General features: G+C 38.5%; 18 protein-coding genes and 1 other RNA gene. 10 read left to right on the top strand and 9 right to left on the bottom strand.

Annotated features, from left to right (window positions below):
* Positions 1-14: 14 nt before the first annotated feature.
* Positions 15-473 carry a division/cell wall cluster transcriptional repressor MraZ gene (mraZ, locus tag I6F45_RS02920; RefSeq protein ID WP_007582904.1) on the bottom strand — a complete coding sequence of 153 codons (459 nt, stop codon included), beginning with the start codon at positions 471-473 and terminating at the stop codon, positions 15-17.
* Positions 474-969: 496 nt separating this feature from the next.
* Between mraZ and I6F45_RS02915 the strand changes: the two genes are divergently transcribed.
* The 3 genes from I6F45_RS02915 to I6F45_RS02905 are packed head-to-tail and all read left to right on the top strand — an operon-like array spanning position 970 to position 2,014.
* Positions 970-1,308 (top strand): hypothetical protein, encoded by a 339-nt coding sequence (locus tag I6F45_RS02915; protein ID WP_010554292.1) that lies wholly within the window; start codon positions 970-972, stop codon positions 1,306-1,308.
* Between the two features lie 6 nt (positions 1,309-1,314).
* Positions 1,315-1,761 (top strand): hypothetical protein, encoded by a 447-nt coding sequence (locus I6F45_RS02910; protein ID WP_024590208.1) that lies wholly within the window; start codon positions 1,315-1,317, stop codon positions 1,759-1,761.
* 10 nt (positions 1,762-1,771) lie between these two features.
* On the top strand, positions 1,772-2,014 hold the full coding sequence (locus I6F45_RS02905) for a hypothetical protein (RefSeq protein ID WP_007582895.1): 243 nt from the start codon (positions 1,772-1,774) through the stop codon (positions 2,012-2,014).
* A gap of 3 nt (positions 2,015-2,017) precedes the next feature.
* On the opposite strand, the gene I6F45_RS02900 is transcribed toward I6F45_RS02905, so the two are convergent.
* Complete coding sequence (locus I6F45_RS02900; RefSeq protein WP_166419356.1) at positions 2,018-2,992, bottom strand: glutathione S-transferase family protein; 975 nt, start codon at positions 2,990-2,992, stop codon at positions 2,018-2,020.
* A 21-nt stretch (positions 2,993-3,013) separates the two neighbouring features.
* Positions 3,014-3,856 (bottom strand): pirin family protein, encoded by an 843-nt coding sequence (locus I6F45_RS02895; RefSeq protein WP_165727684.1) that lies wholly within the window; start codon positions 3,854-3,856, stop codon positions 3,014-3,016.
* Positions 3,857-4,057: 201 nt separating this feature from the next.
* Between I6F45_RS02895 and I6F45_RS02890 the strand changes: the two genes are divergently transcribed.
* Together I6F45_RS02890 and I6F45_RS02885 are read left to right on the top strand one after the other, a co-directional pair.
* Positions 4,058-7,162 (top strand): bifunctional diguanylate cyclase/phosphodiesterase, encoded by a 3,105-nt coding sequence (locus tag I6F45_RS02890; RefSeq protein ID WP_197159596.1) that lies wholly within the window; start codon positions 4,058-4,060, stop codon positions 7,160-7,162.
* A gap of 89 nt (positions 7,163-7,251) precedes the next feature.
* On the top strand, positions 7,252-8,139 hold the full coding sequence (locus I6F45_RS02885; RefSeq protein ID WP_197159595.1) for a LysR family transcriptional regulator: 888 nt from the start codon (positions 7,252-7,254) through the stop codon (positions 8,137-8,139).
* Positions 8,140-8,142: 3 nt separating this feature from the next.
* Here I6F45_RS02885 and I6F45_RS02880 read toward each other — a convergent pair whose 3' ends face one another.
* Positions 8,143-9,096 (bottom strand): YihY/virulence factor BrkB family protein, encoded by a 954-nt coding sequence (locus tag I6F45_RS02880; protein WP_007582878.1) that lies wholly within the window; start codon positions 9,094-9,096, stop codon positions 8,143-8,145.
* Between the two features lie 117 nt (positions 9,097-9,213).
* Between I6F45_RS02880 and I6F45_RS02875 the strand changes: the two genes are divergently transcribed.
* Positions 9,214-10,293 carry a mechanosensitive ion channel family protein gene (locus I6F45_RS02875; protein WP_197159594.1) on the top strand — a complete coding sequence of 360 codons (1,080 nt, stop codon included), beginning with the start codon at positions 9,214-9,216 and terminating at the stop codon, positions 10,291-10,293.
* Positions 10,294-10,411: 118 nt separating this feature from the next.
* Here the strand turns inward: I6F45_RS02875 and I6F45_RS02870 are convergent, their stop codons facing one another.
* From I6F45_RS02870 to rsmI, 3 genes are all read right to left on the bottom strand, one after another.
* Complete coding sequence (locus tag I6F45_RS02870) at positions 10,412-13,069, bottom strand: type I restriction enzyme HsdR N-terminal domain-containing protein (RefSeq protein WP_197159593.1); 2,658 nt, start codon at positions 13,067-13,069, stop codon at positions 10,412-10,414.
* A gap of 528 nt (positions 13,070-13,597) precedes the next feature.
* Positions 13,598-13,962: RNase P RNA component class A (rnpB, locus tag I6F45_RS02865), an RNA gene on the bottom strand.
* A 42-nt stretch (positions 13,963-14,004) separates the two neighbouring features.
* Positions 14,005-14,862 (bottom strand): 16S rRNA (cytidine(1402)-2'-O)-methyltransferase, encoded by an 858-nt coding sequence (gene rsmI / locus I6F45_RS02860; protein WP_166419362.1) that lies wholly within the window; start codon positions 14,860-14,862, stop codon positions 14,005-14,007.
* Between the two features lie 61 nt (positions 14,863-14,923).
* Here rsmI and I6F45_RS02855 point away from each other — a divergent pair, with 61 nt between their 5' ends.
* The 4 genes from I6F45_RS02855 to dolP are packed head-to-tail and all read left to right on the top strand — an operon-like array spanning position 14,924 to position 18,377.
* Positions 14,924-16,801, top strand: a complete 1,878-nt coding sequence (locus I6F45_RS02855; RefSeq protein WP_197159592.1) for a penicillin-binding protein activator — start codon at positions 14,924-14,926, stop codon at positions 16,799-16,801.
* Positions 16,802-16,820: 19 nt separating this feature from the next.
* Complete coding sequence (locus I6F45_RS02850) at positions 16,821-17,192, top strand: YraN family protein (protein ID WP_010554278.1); 372 nt, start codon at positions 16,821-16,823, stop codon at positions 17,190-17,192.
* A gap of 32 nt (positions 17,193-17,224) precedes the next feature.
* Positions 17,225-17,818, top strand: coding sequence for an SIS domain-containing protein (locus tag I6F45_RS02845; RefSeq protein ID WP_002957968.1), 594 nt, complete (start codon positions 17,225-17,227; stop codon positions 17,816-17,818).
* The gene (gene dolP, locus I6F45_RS02840; RefSeq protein WP_165727690.1) at positions 17,811-18,377 is read left to right on the top strand and encodes a division/outer membrane stress-associated lipid-binding lipoprotein; all 567 of its coding nucleotides are present in this window, start codon (positions 17,811-17,813) and stop codon (positions 18,375-18,377) included. Before I6F45_RS02845 ends, dolP begins: the two co-directional genes overlap by 8 nt.
* A gap of 59 nt (positions 18,378-18,436) precedes the next feature.
* Here dolP and I6F45_RS02835 read toward each other — a convergent pair whose 3' ends face one another.
* Positions 18,437-18,874 carry a ClpXP protease specificity-enhancing factor gene (locus tag I6F45_RS02835; protein ID WP_024593995.1) on the bottom strand — a complete coding sequence of 146 codons (438 nt, stop codon included), beginning with the start codon at positions 18,872-18,874 and terminating at the stop codon, positions 18,437-18,439.
* Positions 18,874-19,500, bottom strand: a complete 627-nt coding sequence (sspA, locus tag I6F45_RS02830) for a stringent starvation protein SspA (RefSeq protein ID WP_002957965.1) — start codon at positions 19,498-19,500, stop codon at positions 18,874-18,876. Before sspA ends, I6F45_RS02835 begins: the two co-directional genes overlap by 1 nt.
* Between the last annotated feature and the right edge of the window lie 16 nt (positions 19,501-19,516).

Raw genomic sequence — 19,516 nt, 5'->3', positions numbered from 1 at the left:
CTTTTTTTGTGCTGTTAGAGTGTAAAATTATCTAAATCTTGGTTAGGTTCAAAATCGCCAAGCCTTTCAAGCTCAGTATCTTGCTGCATTTGCTCGTGCCAACGCGCCTCATCCCAAATTTCAAATTTATTCATCAAACCAACTAGCATGATTTTTTTGCCAAGTGATGCATGAGCCCTCAGTGACGGCGCAAGCAAAATTCGACCATTTTTATCAAGTTGATATTCAGTAGCATTCCCGAGCAACATACGCTGCATTCGACGGGCTCGTGGGTTCATATTGGAAATTTTAGCTAAACGGCTTTCTATTTCTAGCCACTCAGCCAGCGGATACAACCATAAACACGGCTCATTTAATGCGACGGTACAAATAACCGTTCCCTGATCTTCAGACAATAGAGATTCTCGGTACTTAGTCGGTACCGCAAAACGCCCCTTATCATCCAAACTCAGTGAACTCGCGCCACGAAACATAAAAAACCTACTTTAAAATTGTTTTATTCAACTTTTGTTTATTTTTATCCAGTGTGATCCACTAAAAACCACTTTTTACCACAGTGCTCCAGTTTAGGGCTTGACAAGCCATTTTGTCAAGTAAGCTGACCAGCTTTAGTAAGTCCCAAAGCTAGAAAAAATAAGGGCTCAAGCGAAGCGTTTGAATTACGTGGGAAAAAGTGGGATTGTGATGAAAAAAATATCTATTCTGTTTTTTATAACTTTCTGTTTACACGCTTTGCTTACTGAATAACCAATGAATATTTACAACTTTTTAAGCATTTTTACTCCCTTTGTAAAATTTACCTAACCGTGTAGTAATAGTTACTGTTTACTTTAAATTACCAAATATGAAAAGTTACATACAAACAATAAAAACCAATAAACTCAACAACTTAAAATAAATAACAGTTTTGGTTTAATCATTGCATCATCTAAATCACTATTTAAATTTTTAACTTATTAAGGATTGATTATGGCTACTGCAACAAATACGAAACCAAACACAACTTCAGATGTTAAGCCTGACGTTAAACTAACAAATACTGAATCACCTCTTACAGAGAAAGCAACATCAGCAGCGCACGATGCGGTAGATGCACTTTCTAGCAAAGCAGCAACAGCTGAAAGCAGTGTTCGTAAAGGCGCTTCGAGTTCAGCAGAAGCACTAAGCGAAAAACAACTTATTGCACGCGAAAAGTTAAGTGAATGTACAGCTAAAACCCGTGCATTTGCTTCTGAAAATCCATTAGCAACCGCGGGTATTGCTTTTGCTGCGGGTATGCTGATTACATCACTATTTCGTCGTAAGTAATCAGTGATGAATAACCCACAAACAAGCGCAGCCAAGGATGGTGAAGCGCAAAACCAAACAACTGAGCAGCAGAGCCAAAAGGACGATTGGCAAGATCATATTGCAAAGCTTTTAGAGTACTCTAAGCAGCTCAAGGATGATTACCAAACTCAAGGAAAGATCACCCATCAGCTTGCTAAAGCTGAATGGCGGTTATCGCTTAGATCGCTTGCATTGATCACTATATTTTTAGGCTGTTTTGCCAGTGGTTTGGTTTTGTTGTGGGCAGGATTTCTAGGTGCTGTTGGATACGGTGTATATGATCTTTTTGGGTCAGTATGGCTAAGTATTGCAACAGCTACTTTGCTGCAAGTTGCTTGTTTAGCATGGCTTTGGAAAAATACGGTTTACCTAAGCAATAAAATTGGCTTTAGTAAAACACTTAAAAGCTTAAAACAACTGTTTAACTTATAAGGAAATTAATATGTTGGTTAACTACTTAATTAAAGCACCTAATGAAAACGTTGATGCTCTGAGTAAGCAAATGGATACGCGCAGTGAGTTAAAACGCCAACATCATGCAGCGTTTCAATATAGACTAAAGCGTTTTGCCGCAACTAAAGTGGGACTAACAAGTGCCTTTTTAGCTGGCGCAGCTGTACAAGCAGGGAAAGGCGAAACCAGCTTGGTAAGAAAATACGGCTGGCTTGTTAGGCTGTTTGCTTAAACGCTAAACATTTCTACCGTGATCAGATAAGTAATCAATACTTGGACCACTTGGCACAACTTGTGTTGGGTTGATCATTGTGTGACTAAAGTAGTAATGACGCTTAATATGATAAAAATCAACTGTCTGTGCTACTCCCTTAACCTGGTATAGCTCTCTGAGGTATCCGCTCAGTGCAGGATAGCTTTCAATTGTGCGTAAATTACATTTAAAGTGACCAACGTACACACTATCAAACCGAATGAGAGTGGTGAATAATCGCCAATCTGCCTCTGTGAGTTCATTTGTGGCTAAATAACGCTGCTTTCTCAGTATCCCCTCTACTGTATCGAGTGCTTTAAATACATCATTAAATGCCTCTTCATACGCATCCTGAGTTGTTGCGAACCCTGTACGATAAACACCATTATTTATACTTGGATAAATCAACGCGTTTAATTCATCAATTTTTGGTTGCAGCGCCTCAGGGTAGTAGTCATCGTTATTACCTGTTAACTCATTAAACGCACTATTGAACATACGTATAATATCGGCAGACTCATTACTGACAATTTTATTGAGCTTTTTATCCCACAATACGGGAACGGTTACTCGCCCGGAGTACTTTGGATTATTTTTTGTATAAACTTGATGTAAGTAGTTACTATTAAATAAAGCATCACCAGTACTGTGGTTTTGCGTATCAAAAGCCCAACCACTATTAAGCATATCAGGACTAACAACCGACACCGTAATTAAATCTTGTAACCCTTTTAATGCTCTAAATATAAGCGTTCGATGCGCCCAAGGACACGCAAGTGACACATATAAATGATACCTGTTCGCTTGAGCTTTAAAACCGGCCTCGCCCGTTATTCCAGCGCTACCATCAACAGTTATCCAGTGACGTAACTGCGCCGCCTCGCGCTCAAACTTACCATTACTTGAATCAGTGTCGTACCATTTATCTTGCCATTGACCGTTAACTAATAATCCCATAAAACTCTCCTAAAAATACCGTTAAATTTTGCCAAACTCGCCGTTTTGATAATCACGCACTGCTTGCTGTACTTCAGCTTGAGTCGTCATTACAAACGGCCCCATATGAGCAATCGGCTGATTAAGTGGATCGCCAGCTAAAACCAAAACACCAGCGCCGTGCTCAGAGCTAATATTAATGTCACTCCCTGGTTCCAAAATAAGTAACTTACCCGCTGGTATTGTTTGATTGTCGCTCATTATTAGTGAGCCGCTATGAATATAAAGCATTACTTTTTGTTGGCTAATAGGTTCTAAATTCATGCTTTTACCAGCAGGTAATGTAATATCAGCAAGCGCCGCATTGGCAGCTAAACTCTGCAGAGCGCTTGTAAGCGTTTCACTTTCAAACTGCCACGATCCCGCCAGTGCTTTTAACGTCACACCTTGTGTGTTAGTAAAACTCGGAGCTGGGTTTTTAGTAGTATCTTGATAACGTGAATCACGCATTTTTTCTGCGCTTGGCATGTTGATCCAAATTTGAAAGCCATGCAAACCGTCAACAGCATCCGCGAGTGGCATTTCACTGTGCATGACGCCGCGCCCTGTACTCATCCATTGCACATCGCCTGCTTTAATTGCTTCTCTGTTACCCATTTGGTCACGATGCTCAAAGCCACCTTTTAGAATATAAGTAAACGTTTCAATACCTCGGTGCGGATGCTCAGGAAAGCCTCCCATATAATCTTTTTTGTCGTCTGACTTAAGTTCATCAATCATTAAAAAGGGATCTAAATATTTACCATCAAACCCAGGTATACGGCTAATGCTTACACCATCGCCATCTTGAGTTGCATAAGCTGTAAGTATTTTTGATATTTTCATTTATTAATTCACTCTAAAGAATAAGTTTATGAGGTTATTAAATCATTCATTAAACAAAACAACTATGTCTTTAAATCGACCTTAACATTCCAAAAAATAGAACTATAATGATTCATTGGTTACATTTTCAACCTTATAATTACTATGGTTATTTGGAGTGAATTTGGCTACAATTGTTATTGCAAAATACAAAACTAAGGAATGGTTATTTTTACTTATTCTCTCAAACATCAGCTTTATCGTTTACTTATATTGCTAAGTATTCCGGGCACCGCTGTAATTATTTTTACACTGCTGCTTGAACGCGATCACTCTATTGAGCAAAGTGAAAAAAAAGTAGAAAATATTGCTAAGCAATTAATTTTACAGCAAAAGCACTTAGTCGATGATATTGACCGTTTAGCGCGTTATTTGGCTAAAGAGGAAAGTAAGAAAGAAAATTTAGCAACGACCTGCCCTAATTATTTTAATCAATTTAGATCTATTTACGCACATGTTGCCAATATCGGGATTATTGATCCAAATGGCATTGTTATATGTACAACAAGCGGGTTAGCCAAAACAATTAATATTGCCGATCGGGCGTATTTCCAAAACGCCTTAAAAAGTAACCAATTGTCGGTAGGTTATTTTCAGCACGACCGAAGTCTGCAAAAAAACACCCTTAATTTTGCGTTACCTATTATTAATAAAAAAAATGTAATTCAGGGCGTTGTAGTTATCGTTGTTGCGCTTGACTGGTGGAACAATGCTTTTAATGACATTGAACTTCCGCCAGGCTCTATTGCTGCAATTGCTGATTCTAACGGAAAAATTTTAGCGCGTTATCCACCTACAACGGCCGCTCTTGGCGATAATATTGCACAGACTTTATTAGCAACTGATTCTTCGATTAATAATGAGGCATCAACAAAAATAAAATCTATTGAAGGTGAAGCCCGAATGCTTCACCACTCTGTTATTTACAGCGATCCGAGTAATAACAGCTTAAATATACATATCGCACTTCCTGTTACGCATGCTTTAAAGCAAATAAATAATAATTTTTTTATAGCGATTGGTGTGTTTATTTTATCGCTGCTGATACTGTGTTTAATTGCACGTAAACTACTTAAAACCAGCATTATTGACCCAATTAATAATCTAACAAATGCAACAAACGTATTGGCTAAGGGCGAGATGCCCTCACAAAAAATACAACCCAATAATCCAGAGCTAAATACTCTCTATCAGCGTTTTAAATCAATGGCGCAAACTCGGTTAACAGCTGAAGCTAATTTAAAAAACAAGCATGATGAGCTTACTAGCTTGCTTAATACTCTGCCCGATAGTTACGTTAGAATTAACATCCATGGCGATATTCTCAACATAACAGGACAGTTTAAGCCTCAAGTAAATCCTAACAGCACTGTAGTACCTCATTTATCATCAATTCTTTCACACAGCAATGTTCAGCTTTTGTTATCGCAGTTATCTAAACTTGATGTTTCGAGTAATTTAGAATTCACACTCGAAAAATCAGATCCTAAACGCAGCTTTGAAGCACGTATTAGCGCAATGCAAAGTAAAAATGAATACGTTGTTGTACTACGAGATATAACACAACGAAAAGTAAATGAAGAAGCACTCCACCTTGCCTCACTAGTGTATAACAACAGTAGTGAAGGCATGGCAATCACCGATCCAACGGGTATCATATTTGATGTAAATCCTGCATTTTGCAAAACGACTTTATATAGTAAAGAAGAAGTAATTGGCCGGTCCTCTTCAATTCTTTCATCAGGAAAACATGATAAGAATTTTTACAATAAAATGTGGTCTGAATTACAGCAAACAGGCCGCTGGCAAGGCGAGGTTATTAACCGTAAAAAAAACGGGCAGCTTTATTCTGAGTGGCTCACAATCGATACTATTTATGATACAAACAACGCACCTATTCGTCGTATCGCGATATTCACAGACCTTACAGAAAAAAAACAAGCTGATGAAACCATTTGGCGACAAGCTCATTTTGATCACCTAACTGACTTACCAAATCGTTTAGAGTTAAAGGAGCGATTAAATCAACGATTTTCAAATGTTGTTACTCCAGATAATCAATTGGTTGTCATGCTTTTAGATATTGATCACTTTAAAGATATTAATGACACATTAGGCCATCACTATGGCGATAACTTATTAAAACTCGTATCTCAGCGTATAGTCCAGTCGGCAAAAAACGCTGAGTTTGTGGCACGAATTGGGGGAGATGAGTTTGTTATTGTATTTAGTCACATTAAAAGTACGCGCCATATTAATCAAATTGCGAGTAATATTTTACTTAGTCTATCGTCAGCTTTGCATCTTGAAAACGAAGAGTTATTTATTAGTGCAAGCATAGGCATTGCTTGCGCTCCTAATGATGGTGAAAATACTGAACAGCTTTTAAAGGCAGCCGATCAGGCTATGTATAAAGCAAAAAGTAATGGTCGTAACTGTTTTGAGTTTTTCTCTGCTGACATGCGCGAATATGCACACGCGCGCATGGTGCTATTAAAAGACTTACGAAGTGCCATAGAACTTGAACAGTTTGAGTTATTTTATCAGCCCATAGTTGCTTTAAATGATTTACATATTCATAAAGCTGAAGCGCTTATTCGTTGGCAACATCCCGAAAAAGGCCTAATTAGCCCTATCGCATTTATCCCACTTGCTGAAGAAACCAGGCAAATAAATGCAATTGGTCAATTTGTATTTGCCCAAGCTTTGCAAACACTTAACGATATAAAAACACTAACCGATGATACTTTTCAAATAAGTGTAAACGTATCGCCAGTGCAATTATCCACGCCAGAGAGTGGCATAGATGAATGGTACGATATGCTAAAAGCAGCAAAGCTGCCTGCTTCGTCAATTGTCGCAGAAATAACTGAAGGCTTAATGGTTAACCCTGAAGCACTTACGCAAAGACGCCTAAAAGAAATAGTAAAATCAGGTATGCAGCTTGCTCTTGATGACTTTGGTACCGGGTATTCGTCGCTCGCTTACTTACAAGAAATGGACACCGACTATTTAAAAATAGATAAACGTTTTGTTGATAATATTCAAGTAGGCAGCCAAGAACTTGCATTGTGTGAAGCCATCATTGTTATGGCGCATCAGTTGGGCTTAAAAGTAATCGCCGAAGGAATTGAAACTAAATTACAAATGCAGCTACTACTTGAAGCAGGATGCGATTACGGTCAAGGTTATTTATTTTCAAGACCTTTAAATAAAAGCAGTTTTATGGCACTTCTAGCTGATAAAAAAGTAGCTTTGTTAAAATAAATAGACAAAAAATCACTGTTACGCAATAAATAATGCGTCTGCGCGGTCAAGTTAAGCAATCAGATATAAAGTAGTAACAGGATTTTAAAATGGCAAAAGCAACATTAGAGCAATGGCGAATGTTTAAAGCGGTTGTGGATCATGGCGGGTTTGCAGGCGCAAGCGCAGCTGTACATAAAAGTCAGTCAACCGTACACCATGCTGTGCAAAAACTTGAAGCCGCCTTGCAAATTAAGTTGCTTGAAGTAAAAGGCCGTAAAGCATTTTTAACCGATAGCGGTAAGCTGATTTTACGCAGAGCCGAGTTTTTAATTGAAGAAGCGACTAAAATAGAATCGGTAGCAAGTACACTAAGCGAAGGCGTGGAAAGCACATTAAAAATAGCTGTTGATGAGGTTTTTCCACACGCTATTTTATATCAAGCACTTGCTAAAACGAGTGAGCTTTACCCTCTTTTAAAAATTGATTTAGTAGAAAGCGTGCTAACCGGTGCAAACGAATTATTACATAACTCAGTGGTTGATTTAGCTATTTCGTCAATTCCTATCTATGGAATTAGTTGCAGTACGTTATGCGATATAGAGTTTATAGCGGTTGCGCATAAAGACCATGTATTACACCAACATACTGAACAACTCAACTTTCGTGATTTAAAGCTACATAGACAAATAGTAGTTCGCGACTCAGCAACCCACACCAGTCACAATGATGGCTGGTTAGGTGCAGATATGCGCTGGACAGTAAGCCATTTACGCAACTCTATTGATATGGTTAGTCAAAATTTAGGTTACGCTTGGCTGCCAAAAACACAAATTGCACACTTAATTGAAGATCAAACCCTCATTGCACTTAATTTAGACCAAGGTACAACCCGCACTCTTAATTTATATTTAATGTGCAACGACAACGATAGGCTTGGTCCTGCAGCACAAGAATTTAAAGAGCAAATTACTGCACTTACTAATTTAGCTAATTAATAGCTATTCATTTTTTACATCGAGGTGATCTGCTACATAGGCGCCTCGCTGCCCACGCTCTTTAGCCGGCCCTACAGTGCTATCTTTACCTGTTTGCTGCTCAGTAGCTGCATTAATTACAGCACCTAATGTGATTATATAAGCGCTGATATACAACCACATCAGCATGATCACTACACCACCTAGTGAGCCATACGTTTCGTTGTAACTAGAAAAACGCGACACATAAAATGAAAAACCTATAGATGCTAAAATCCACAGCACGGTAGCAATAGACGACCCCATTGTGATCCAACGCCATTTAGCAGGTTTACGATGTGGGGCATAACGATATAAAAGTACCAATGCAAAATTAAAGGTAAAAGCCAATAATGGCCAAGAAATGAGTTTAATTAATAAATCTATACTTTCTTTTAGTCCCACTAAATTAAGTACAATAGGTAAAATACCAATAATTAATAGCGCAAAAATTGCGACTACAATCGCTCCTACCGAAAATAAAAAGCGCACTAGTTGAGCCTGAAAAAATGAGCGTTTTTCATATTCACGATAACTAATATTACATGCAGTAATAAGTGCTTGGCTGCCCTTTGAACTACTCCAAATAGTAAGTATGAGCGTACCAATTGCACTTAAGCTCAAGCTTGCACTTGATGTTTTAGCAAGGCTAGAAACCTGAGATAAAATCAGTTCACTGGTGCTTGGTGGAAGCAAAGTAACTATTTTACTTAAGTGCTCACTTATATCTGTTGGGGATGAAAAGTACGCATACACTGATACCATCGCCGCAATGGCTGGAAAAATAGCAAGTAACGCATAAAATGCCACACCGGCTGCCACTATAGATAAGTTATCTTCACTCATTTGCTTAAAAATACGTTTAACAATATCCCACCAACCTATAAAAGGGATATGTGCAGGCTGCTCTGCTTGCTGTCCTCGTTTAGCTTCTTTCATTCTAAACCTCAATATTTGTATTACGTTACTACAGCAAAATATTTGCCAAGTTATAAGCGTTTGGTACCAAACTTGCTAATATTTATCTATAAATGACTCTAACACGGAAGATAAGCCATGCTCGGTACCCTAAAAAGCAGTGTAGCGCTAAATAATACAACACCAATAACTGACGTGATCAAAGTTGATACACTTTCGTGGAATTTCTTTTATGAGCAAGGCGTGCAATTACTTCACGTAACAGCGCAAATATTACCCACTCTTTTACTCGGCATAATGCTTTTAATACTCAGTTACTTAATTTCAGGACCACTTTCTCGATTGCTTATAAAGCCCATTGACTATATGACTGACAGTAAACTGGTTCATTTAGTTGTAAGGCGCAGTATAAGCACTTTAATTATTTTATTTGGCGTGTACTTATTTTTACGTTTAGCAGGGCTTACTCAGTTTGCTGTTGCGATTATGAGTGGGACTGGGTTGATAGGTTTAATACTCGGCTTTGCTTTTAGAGACATAGCAGAGAACTTTATTGCCAGTTTATTACTGAGCGTACAAAGACCTTTTAAAATTGACGATGTAATTGAAGTGGATGGCCGATTAGGTATTGTTAAAAAAGTAACCGCAAGAGCAACCACGCTTGTTGATTACGATGGCAATCATATTCAAATACCCAATGCGACTGTATATAAAAATACTATTAAAAACCTGACTGCCAATCCAAAAATGCGCGGCAAAGTAGAAATTGGTATTGGCTACGATAACGATATACGCAGCGCACAAACTCTTGCGCTAGATATTGCCAATCAACAAAATGCGGTACTTAGCGACCCACCTGCGCAGGTTTTAATAAAAAACTTAGGCTCATCAACAATTAACTTTGTTTTGTATTTTTGGGTTAATAGCGAGCAGCACAGCCCATTAAAAGTAGGCTCACAACTTATGCGAGAGCTGGTCAATGAATTTACAACACAAAATATCAGCATGCCCGATGACGCACGAGAAAGAATTATACTCACAGCCCCTAATGAAAGTGTTTCTAGCTTAGAGCAAAAACAACCATCGCAAATACAAAGCGGAAAGAATGAAACTGTTAAGCAAGCTAAAACACTTGATGATGTAAGCAGTGATACCGATGAAATACGCGAACAAGCAGAGCAGTCTCGCGATCCAGAACAAGGGAAAAATATTATTTGAGGATGGCTCAACTCACTATTTAATTTTTACCTCAATATAAAATGAGTAGCGCTTTCGACTCAATAATTAAATAACCAACTAACGTTAATATGTATTAACGTTAGTTGACCACTTCAGCTTAAAAGTCACCTTTTTCCTCTTCTAATAACTCTAAAACCTTTGCGCCTATTTTTCTTTGACTAGTATTAACCCACAAAATTTCTACTTGGACCATATCACCAACATCAAAACTATCAATTTCAATTTCAATATCTTCATTTTTTATTCTACTCATGGCACCATCTTCAAAGTTAACGAAACAACAATAATCAACTTTGTTTTGTACAATAGCTCTGTGTGTTGAGCCTCGCACATAAGTTTTTTCAGCCATAAACCAAGGATCGTCAGAGGCTCGGTGTTTTGCAGCTTCGACTTTCTTTTCAATTTCGCTTAAGTTTAAATCTACTTTTTCAGTGCCGAATATATATTCTTCAAAAGGTGGTAACTGTTCATCTTTGTTCTTTTTTAAACTCTCATAAAAGTCTATAGCGTTTAATAAAGAATTTTGATAAGACATCTGATTATCTAAGTGCATAATCCGCTTTTTCACCTTTTCAGCTATTGGAGTCTCTGTGAGAGATTCTTCAGATATTGTTGCAAGATAGGTAATATTTGATGCTAGATCTAAATGTATTTCACCCGATGGAGTGATTTTTATCAGTGTACTTAAGCATAGGTTTTCTGTTTTAAAATCCTCGCTTACAATACAATTGCCCTTTACTAAATATAGAATTTCTTCAAATAGTGTATCTTCACTTATACCTATTTCATTTAAAGCTTTTACTACGTCTTTAATTGGATGGTAACCTTTAAATTTTCCTCGGCTAGTTTGGTTGTTACTCTTTAACCAAGTTAAAATTAAGAACCTAGAGAAGCTGTTTATTGGGGAAGTATCGTCTTTTCGATCGAACAAATTTTTAATATACGATCCTTCGCTTCCGTAGTACCTTTTATTAATCCTAAGTAATATAGTTAGAATTTTATGAAATGCGATTTTATGGGTACCCTCTGAATGCCTGATTTTAAGGATTTCTGAGGAGTCTAAATGCGCACTATTGCATAGCTCTATAAATATTTCCAAAGCCCGCCTAATATTTCTACCACTCAGGCCAACAATAATATTTCTTACAAAGTTATTATATTCAAAAATGGAACTTAAAATTGCAGTCAAATAATAAGCCCTATCCGATTTTGGATACTCAACACGAAACCCGTTTGGTAGTTCATAAGAAAGAGTTTCATTAGCTCCCCCCTCTAATTCTTTGAGGGATAACTTTACCCGGCTAACTAATACTTGCTGTAATAAGGGAGGTTCAATTCTAAAAACTAAATCCTTCAACGCAGTATCTAAAGGGGGTAAGTGTTTATAGTTATCATAGGTCTCGTCCCTCAGTGGTAATATCACTAGACACCTTAAAGAATCCTGTATCCACTGAGCTACCTGAAACATTAATAGCTGTTCTTTGGTTTCTTTTTTATCACAATTATCTAAAACTATAATTAGAGTTCTACCACGCTCGGCACAGCAAAATCTAACGAAAGCGTTGGTAGTTAAAATTTCATCGCCTTTTAATCTTAAAATTTCTTCCCTTAACCCTCTTCTCCAATCTAACGAGCCTTCATCGAAATATGAGAGATCACCTTTTTTAGCTTTATTTATTTCTGTAGCATACACTTTTTCGATAATGGATATATCGTCAAAATCAATCTCTTTTAACGTATTTTTACACCCTTCAATTACTTTCTGCCTAAGCCAGGAATAAATTTCGTCTTGGCTTAGGGGGGAGTTATTCATATCGATTCTTACAGGTGCTACTTTTTCTGTAAGTGATTTATCTAGCGCTTTATTAAAAAGATAATCAATAAATGTAGACTTTCCTGAACCAACACTACCAATAAGTAACATAACTTGTCGGTCTAAAGATTTTATATCGTTCAACTTTGAAATTATTTCACTGGGCTTTTCAGTATCCTCTAATTGAACTGCATCACTAATTGAAGTTGGATTTGCAGCACGAATTAACTTATCTATGGGCTCAATATAACGCTGTTTTCGGCGTGAACTTACGTATGCATTTTGAGAGACATACTTTCTATCATTATAAGATAAAGGATTAAAGATATTAGCTATTGCAGAGGTTACAGTTGCGCCGAAACTATTCCTATCGAGCTCTTCACCTTGAATTCCAGCTCCCCCTAGTAATGACTTTGCTCGACTGTAAGAAGATGAAGCTGAAACTTTACTTAACTCCTTTTGCAAGTGACTTTTAACTTTATCTATTGATAGAAAAACTTGCAACTCGTTCAAAGATTCACTAGTTGAATCACAATCAATGATTTTAATTTTATTTACTGGCTCGGCTTGATCTGAGTACCCGTACCAAATCTCCTTATCATTTATTGCCAATACAAATTGACAAGTATTAACGCCTGACTGGATTGATGAATTTATTTCTGTCGCATAAAGACGTGCTTCCCTATATGCTTCATCAAGTTCAATTTTTGGAGCTTTTGCCTCAATACAAATAGCGGGGTAACCATCAATAACAACTAAGTAATCAGGAAAATATAGTTTCCCTTCTTGTCCTTTACCTATTTGTAGCCTTCGAATATTTGCCTTAGTTTTAATGTACATATCATCAACACCAAGACCTACGGGATAGGCTTTATTGAGCATAGGATAAATAATCTTTTGCTCTACATCACTTTCATTATTTACTTGAGCTTGGTGCCACATATTCATCCTTAAATTTTTACTATATAAATGCCCTAACCCTGAGTCAAAAGTTAGAAAACATATTAAAATATCGCTGTTTATGAAGAGTATCTCAAATATAGGCTGTTTTTAAAGAATATTTATTTTAAAAGCATCAGCTACTTTTTTCAGCCTTTGTAAACCAGCCCCGCCATGCGTGTACTTATCAGTTATCCCACCCTTTGAAAGTTCATGACCAACTATTTACTGAATCAGTGAAAGATCAAACGAGTGGTTATTTCTTATATTACTTATGAACGTATGCCTAAAGCTGTGATAACTACGTAGTCCATCTAATTCATTCACACTAAAAGCCACTGGGGTCTCAAAGCCACTGGAAAGCCACTGGGGTCAAATCTTGACTTCATACATCATGATTTCTCATCGCCCGATTATCACTTTTTATTGAAACTCTACCTAGTGCCACAGCAGACAGCTCAAAACTAATACTTATCCTAAAATTTAAACACAAAAAAGCCCGCAGTATTAACTGCGGGCTTTTTATTGAATGAGTGAGTCAGCCGTATAAGCCGGGTTTTGTCCTTTCCGAAGAAAGTGATAATCATTCGTCTAGGCCATAAATCGCTCTATGGCTCAAGCAACCTACCCGGTTCCAACGTGGGCCACGCCATAAGGAACCCTATTTGGTCTTGCTCCGAGTGGAGTTTACCTTGCAACCGACTATTACTAGCGGCCCGGTGCGCTCTTACCGCACCCTTTCACCCTTACCAACCCGAAGATTGGCGGTCTCCTCTCTGCTGCACTTGTCGTGGGCTCACGCCCCCCAGCCGTTAGCTGGCACTCTGCCCTATGGAGCCCGGACTTTCCTCCCCCTGATCATTTTCGTCACAGGCAGCGATCATCTTGGCTGACTCGGCGCGCAGTATACATGAGGCTAATACCAAGCGCAGTAAAATTTACTCTTTTTCTTCAATAATTGTTTTATATAAAGCGTTTTTCTTCATTCCAAAGTATTCGGCTACAACGCCACATGCCTTTTTCATTGGCATTTCACTTTCAAGAAGTGCCAGCATTTTGCGCGCTTCTGGCGGAACATCGTCTATCTGCTTTGGTTTACCTGGAAGCATCAGCACTATTTCGCCGCGCTGCTTAGTAGGATCATCCGTCAAAAACTGTTTTAGCTCGCTTACGCTACCGTTAAAAAATGTTTCAAACGTTTTAGTTAGCTCTTTAGCAAATACAACTTGTTGCTCATCGCCAAGGGCTAGCGCTAAATCATCAAGGCTTGCCATAATACGGTGCGTACTTTCGTACATTATACTAGTAATGCCCGAGTTAACTGCTTCGGTAAAAAAGTCTTGGCGAGCTTTACTTTTAGCGGGCGTAAAACCAATAAACTGAAAGCGGTCGGTTGGCAAGCCTGAACAACATACGGCTGTAATTGCAGCACATGCACCGGGTACGGGTGTAACATTAGCGCCTTGTTCGCGGCATAAGTTTACAACGGCATAACCTGGGTCACTAATAAGCGGTGTACCAGCGTCGGATACTAAAGCAATATTTAAACCTTGATTTAGTTGATCGATAATTTGCTGTGCTTTTTGCTTTTCGTTGTGGTCATGTAATGCAAACGTTTTTGCCTTAATACCAAAGTGGCTAAGTAGCTTGCCAGTATGGCGAGTGTCTTCAGCAGCTATTAAGTCAACCTGCGATAATGTCGCGATGGCACGGTGACTTAAGTCGTCATAATTGCCAATTGGGGTGGCAACAATGTAAAGAGTGCCAATTTTCTGTGAATTCTCCTCATTTAACATTGAGGTCTCCTGCGTCAGTCAGTAATATAAGCAAATCGCGTTAACGTATTGGGAAATCATTGTGCGACTTAAACTAGTTAGTCTATTAATTATATTGTCAGGGTTATCGGCGTGTAGCACAACCGAAAAACCAACTAAAAACAGCGATAACGTAAGTAACCGCACTAATGCACTGCAAAATCAGGCAACCAGTGCGCAATCTATCTATCAATTGGCGCAAAACCGCCAAGGTGCCGATAAAATACAGTTATTGTATAGCGCCCGTGATGCAGCAATTAGTGAGCAAAACTGGCCTTTATTAGAGATAATTGGGAATGAGCTTGAATTAACCGCAAGTGTTGATCAAATTCAGAACCGTCTTTATATTGCATTTGCACAAAAACAACAGAATAAAAATGATCAAGCTTTGGTTATTTTACAGTCGCTAGACGGACAACTGACTCAACCTGAGCATTTTGCTTGGCATCAGTTTTTAACGGCCAGTATTTACGCATCGCAAAATTTTCCGAAAAAAGCTGCACCCTACTTTTTTAGGGCCTCTGAAACAGCAACAAAAAATAATATAGAAATCCCTCAACTTAATCAAAATTTGTGGGATAACTTAAAGCAACTTTCTTCTTACGCGCTTGAACGCTTTAACCGTGGTTCGGTTATTCAGCAAGGGTGGGCTAACCTAGCGTTATATCATCAAGTATATGCAAGTAGTGGCGTAGAGTTAGATCAAGCGATCAACAATTGGCGCAGACGCTATATTGGGCATCCGGCTTTTACTGTATTACCTGAACAAGATGAAATGCTTACTGAACTTGCTCCTATCAATATAGAGCGCTTAGTTGTGTTATTTCCACAATCGGGCCCTAACGAACGTTTAGGTGATGCCCTTAAAGCTGGCGTATTAGCTGCACTTGATACGCAAAATATCAACGACACTATTTTTATTGATGAAAACTTAAGTACAGAAGAAATTGCAGCACAACTTGAAGAAATAAAGCCTGACTTTGTAATTGGTCCTCTACTTAAAGCAAATATTGATAAACTTGCCAATGCACAAACTCTTATTGATACTCCGGTACTACATTTAAACACCTTTGATGGTGAGCGAATTTCGCTTCAGCATTATTATTTTGCACTAAACCCTGAGCACGAAGTACAACAAGCCTTAGAACACTTTTTAACTAAGGGCTATCAAAAACCTATGTTGCTTGCACCAAATAACGCAAATGGCCAACGCTTGGTTGATTACTTTAACTTACAGTGGCAACGCTATAGCGAAACCAAGCCGCAAATAGGTTTTTATAACGATAAAAAAGATATGCCTAATACAATTACCAGCTTGTTAGAAGTTGATAAATCAAAAGAGCGCATAAAAACGATTAAAGCATTATTTAAACAAGAAGTAGAAAGTGAAACGCGCTCACGCAGTGATATTGACGTTATTTATATTTTGGGTGATGCAATAGAAACACGCTTAATTAAACCTTACCTTGATGTAAACGTAAGTACATTTGCAGATCGTATTCCACTTTATGCCAGCTCTAAAAGTCATAGTAAACAAATTGACAGTACTGACAAAGGCGACTTAGACGGCCTATACTTCACTGAATTGCCGTGGATGCTCGATTCGCAAATTAAACAACATAACTTACGCCAGCAGTATGATTCGTTATGGCCAGAGCAAGTAGATATTAGCCAACGCTTATTTGCAATGGCGTACGATGCTGTATCAATATTACATGACATCAGGCAGTTAAGCGTAATGCCAGGCAATCAATATAGTGGTTTAAGCGGTAAGTTATCTGTTAATACCAGCGGCCATATAGAACGCACGCTCGACTGGGCTCAATATACAAACCGTCGCATTAAGCCTGTGCAATTAGAAACACAACGCCCGGTACCATTGTTTATGCAATCAGCGGGTGACATACAAACTATCAATTAAATTTAATTAAGGGGGCGGCATGTCGTGGTTTAAAGAGCTGTGGCACAATAGTCGCGAAAAAGGCCAGTATTATGAGCTTGAAGCGCAAAAATACTTAGTTACTCAAGGGCTAACACCCATAGAACGTAATTATTACTGCCCCTTTGGTGAGCTTGATGTCATTATGAAAGAAGGCGATACCCTTGTATTCGTTGAGGTTAAGTTTCGCAAAAATAATGCTCGTGGCGGTGCCAACTATGCGCTTAGTCCACAAAAACAAGCTCGATTAAAACGTAGTATTTATCATTACTTAGCAGCTAAAAATTTAACTAACCAAGCTCTAAGAATTGATTATGTAGCCATTACAGGAGAAGCATCTCCTAATATTAATTGGCTTAAAAATGTATTTTAAACGCAAATACAAAGATAAATTATTGGTAGGCTATGCAAGACACAATTAAAGAAATTTTTACAGAAAGCATTCAAGTTCAAATCGCTGCTGGTGAAGTGCTACCTAGTGCGCTTGAGTCAGCTGCATTTACTATTGCACAAAGTCTGATCAACGGAAATAAACTCATTTGCTGCGGTACTGCAAATTGCCACATGCTCGCTCAGCATATGGCGGGTGTGTTGGTTAATCATTATGAAACCGAACGTCCCTGCTTACCTGCAATTGCTCTATCGCAAGAAAACGTTAATCTTGGGCAAAGTACTCAAGTAGACGATCACGATACATTTGCTCGCCAAGTCCGCGCTTTTGCCCAACAAGGTGATTTATTGCTTGTATTGGCTATAAACGGCAACGAAAAACATGTTATTTCTGCCGTTGAAGCTGCACTAACTAAAGATATGAAGGTCATAGTTATGGTTGGTGATGATGGTGGCGAGTTGGTAGGCCTACTTGGACCTAACGATGTTGAAATTAGATCGCCATCTAAACGCCCTAGCCGCATTATCGAATCCCATTTAGTTAACTTACATTGTTTAAGCGAACTTGTTGATTTAACGCTTTTCCCTCAGGATGAAAATTATGTTTAAACACTCTCTTATTGTTTTAGGTACTGTTGTATTACTGCAAGGCTGCGCAGCCGCTGTTGTTGCAGGTACAGCCAGTGCAGTAACTGCAGCGAACGACCGCCGTACTATTGGCTCTCAAATTGACGATAACAATATTGAAATAAAAGCCAGTATTGCACTTAGCGAAGTAGAACGTCTTGAAAAGTTTGCCAATATAAGCGCTGTAAGCGTTAACGGTATTGTTTTACTTGTTGGCCAAGTATCTAACGAAGAAATGAGAAATGAAGCGCAGCGCACCATTGAGGGCGTTTCAGGTATTCGTAAAATACATAACCAAATTCGTATTGGCTCAAATACTGGCATTACTACACAAACTCACGACTCTTGGCTAACTTCTAAAGTAAAAGCCCAGCTACTAACAGCAAAAGACATTAGCAGTAATAACATTAAAGTAGTGACAGAAAATGCTGAAGTTTTTTTAATGGGCTTAGTATCTGACTCTGAGTCAACTCAAGCTGTAAATATTGCCCGCAATGTTTCTGGCGTAGAGCGTGTAATTAAAGTATTTGAATACTTGTAAACACAAAATACAGACATAAAAAAACCGCTTATTCAGCGGTTTTTTTTGGCATTTACTTATTATTTAATAACACGTAAATGAGAGCCTTTTTTCTTCTCAGGCTTTTCTGGTGGTGTTTCATCAATATACTCAGCTGATGAATCAACACTTTCAAGCTCTGGCACAAAATCGTCTTCGTCCTCTAAAAACTCATCTGCGGTAAAGACTGTTCCTTCGCCATTTTCACGCGCGTATATTGCAAGCACAGCACCTAGAGGTACATACACTTGCATTGGCTGACCACCAAAGCGCGCACTGAAGCTAAGTTGGGTTAAGTCTAACGAAAACTGTGTGACCGCTGATGGACTTATGTTTAAAACAATTTGTCCGTCTTGAACAAATTGTGTTGGCACTTGTACATTTGCAAATCCAGCGTCTACCACTAAATGCGGTGTACACTCGTTATCGACTATCCAATCAAAAAAAGCACGTAATAAATAAGGACGATTAGGCGTCATTATAAACGGATCTCACGCTCAGCTTCAGTTAAAGAGGCTTGGAATGACTCACGTTCAAATAAACGGATCATGTACTCTTTAAGCTCTTTAGAACCTGCACCATTAAGCTCAATACCAAACTCTGGTAAACGCCATAATAGTGGAGCTAAATAACAGTCTACTAAGCTAAACTCTTCACTCATAAAGTAAGGTGCTTCGCTAAAAATAGGTGCTACAGCAAGCAATGCTTCTGTTAGCTCTTTACGAGCTTGAGCAGCGTCTGACGTGTTGTTACTGATTTTGTCAGCTAGGCTGTACCAATCAGTATCAATACGATGCATCATTAAGCGGCTACGACCACGCATTACCGGGTAAACAGGCATTAGTGGAGGATGAGGAAAACGTTCATCAAGGTATTCCATGATGATGTTTGCCTGGTATAAACCAAGCTCACGGTCAATCAGTGTTGGCACTGTACCGTAAGGGTTAATTTCGTGAAGTGCTTCTGGCAAGTTATCTTTTTCAGCCAAATGAATATCTACACTTACACCTTTTTCCGCAAGTACAATACGTACTTGGTGGCTATACATACAGTTAGCACCAGAAAAAAGGGTCATTACAGGGCGCTTATTGGCAGCTACGGCCATGCCTATACCTCCATTA

The organism is Pseudoalteromonas sp. SWYJZ19 (assembly GCF_015864375.1).
Classification (GTDB): domain Bacteria; phylum Pseudomonadota; class Gammaproteobacteria; order Enterobacterales; family Alteromonadaceae; genus Pseudoalteromonas; species Pseudoalteromonas arctica.
The sequence above is the reverse complement of the archived record's forward strand: the minus strand, read 5'-3'. Positions and strand labels throughout refer to the sequence as shown.

Bases quoted from the DNA above. Each gene is read 5' to 3' on its own strand.
- mraZ (WP_007582904.1), bottom strand. From the start codon at position 473: ATGTTTCGTGGCGCGAGTTCACTGAGTTTGGATGATAAGGGGCGTTTT.
- I6F45_RS02915 (WP_010554292.1), top strand. From the start codon at position 970: ATGGCTACTGCAACAAATACGAAACCAAACACAACTTCAGATGTTAAG.
- I6F45_RS02910 (WP_024590208.1), top strand. From the start codon at position 1,315: ATGAATAACCCACAAACAAGCGCAGCCAAGGATGGTGAAGCGCAAAAC.
- I6F45_RS02905 (WP_007582895.1), top strand. From the start codon at position 1,772: ATGTTGGTTAACTACTTAATTAAAGCACCTAATGAAAACGTTGATGCT.
- I6F45_RS02900 (WP_166419356.1), bottom strand. From the start codon at position 2,992: ATGGGATTATTAGTTAACGGTCAATGGCAAGATAAATGGTACGACACT.
- I6F45_RS02895 (WP_165727684.1), bottom strand. From the start codon at position 3,856: ATGAAAATATCAAAAATACTTACAGCTTATGCAACTCAAGATGGCGAT.
- I6F45_RS02890 (WP_197159596.1), top strand. From the start codon at position 4,058: ATGGTTATTTTTACTTATTCTCTCAAACATCAGCTTTATCGTTTACTT.
- I6F45_RS02885 (WP_197159595.1), top strand. From the start codon at position 7,252: ATGGCAAAAGCAACATTAGAGCAATGGCGAATGTTTAAAGCGGTTGTG.
- I6F45_RS02880 (WP_007582878.1), bottom strand. From the start codon at position 9,096: ATGAAAGAAGCTAAACGAGGACAGCAAGCAGAGCAGCCTGCACATATC.
- I6F45_RS02875 (WP_197159594.1), top strand. From the start codon at position 9,214: ATGCTCGGTACCCTAAAAAGCAGTGTAGCGCTAAATAATACAACACCA.
- I6F45_RS02870 (WP_197159593.1), bottom strand. From the start codon at position 13,069: ATGTGGCACCAAGCTCAAGTAAATAATGAAAGTGATGTAGAGCAAAAG.
- rsmI (WP_166419362.1), bottom strand. From the start codon at position 14,862: ATGTTAAATGAGGAGAATTCACAGAAAATTGGCACTCTTTACATTGTT.
- I6F45_RS02850 (WP_010554278.1), top strand. From the start codon at position 16,821: ATGTCGTGGTTTAAAGAGCTGTGGCACAATAGTCGCGAAAAAGGCCAG.
- I6F45_RS02845 (WP_002957968.1), top strand. From the start codon at position 17,225: ATGCAAGACACAATTAAAGAAATTTTTACAGAAAGCATTCAAGTTCAA.
- dolP (WP_165727690.1), top strand. From the start codon at position 17,811: ATGTTTAAACACTCTCTTATTGTTTTAGGTACTGTTGTATTACTGCAA.
- I6F45_RS02835 (WP_024593995.1), bottom strand. From the start codon at position 18,874: ATGACGCCTAATCGTCCTTATTTATTACGTGCTTTTTTTGATTGGATA.
- sspA (WP_002957965.1), bottom strand. From the start codon at position 19,500: ATGGCCGTAGCTGCCAATAAGCGCCCTGTAATGACCCTTTTTTCTGGT.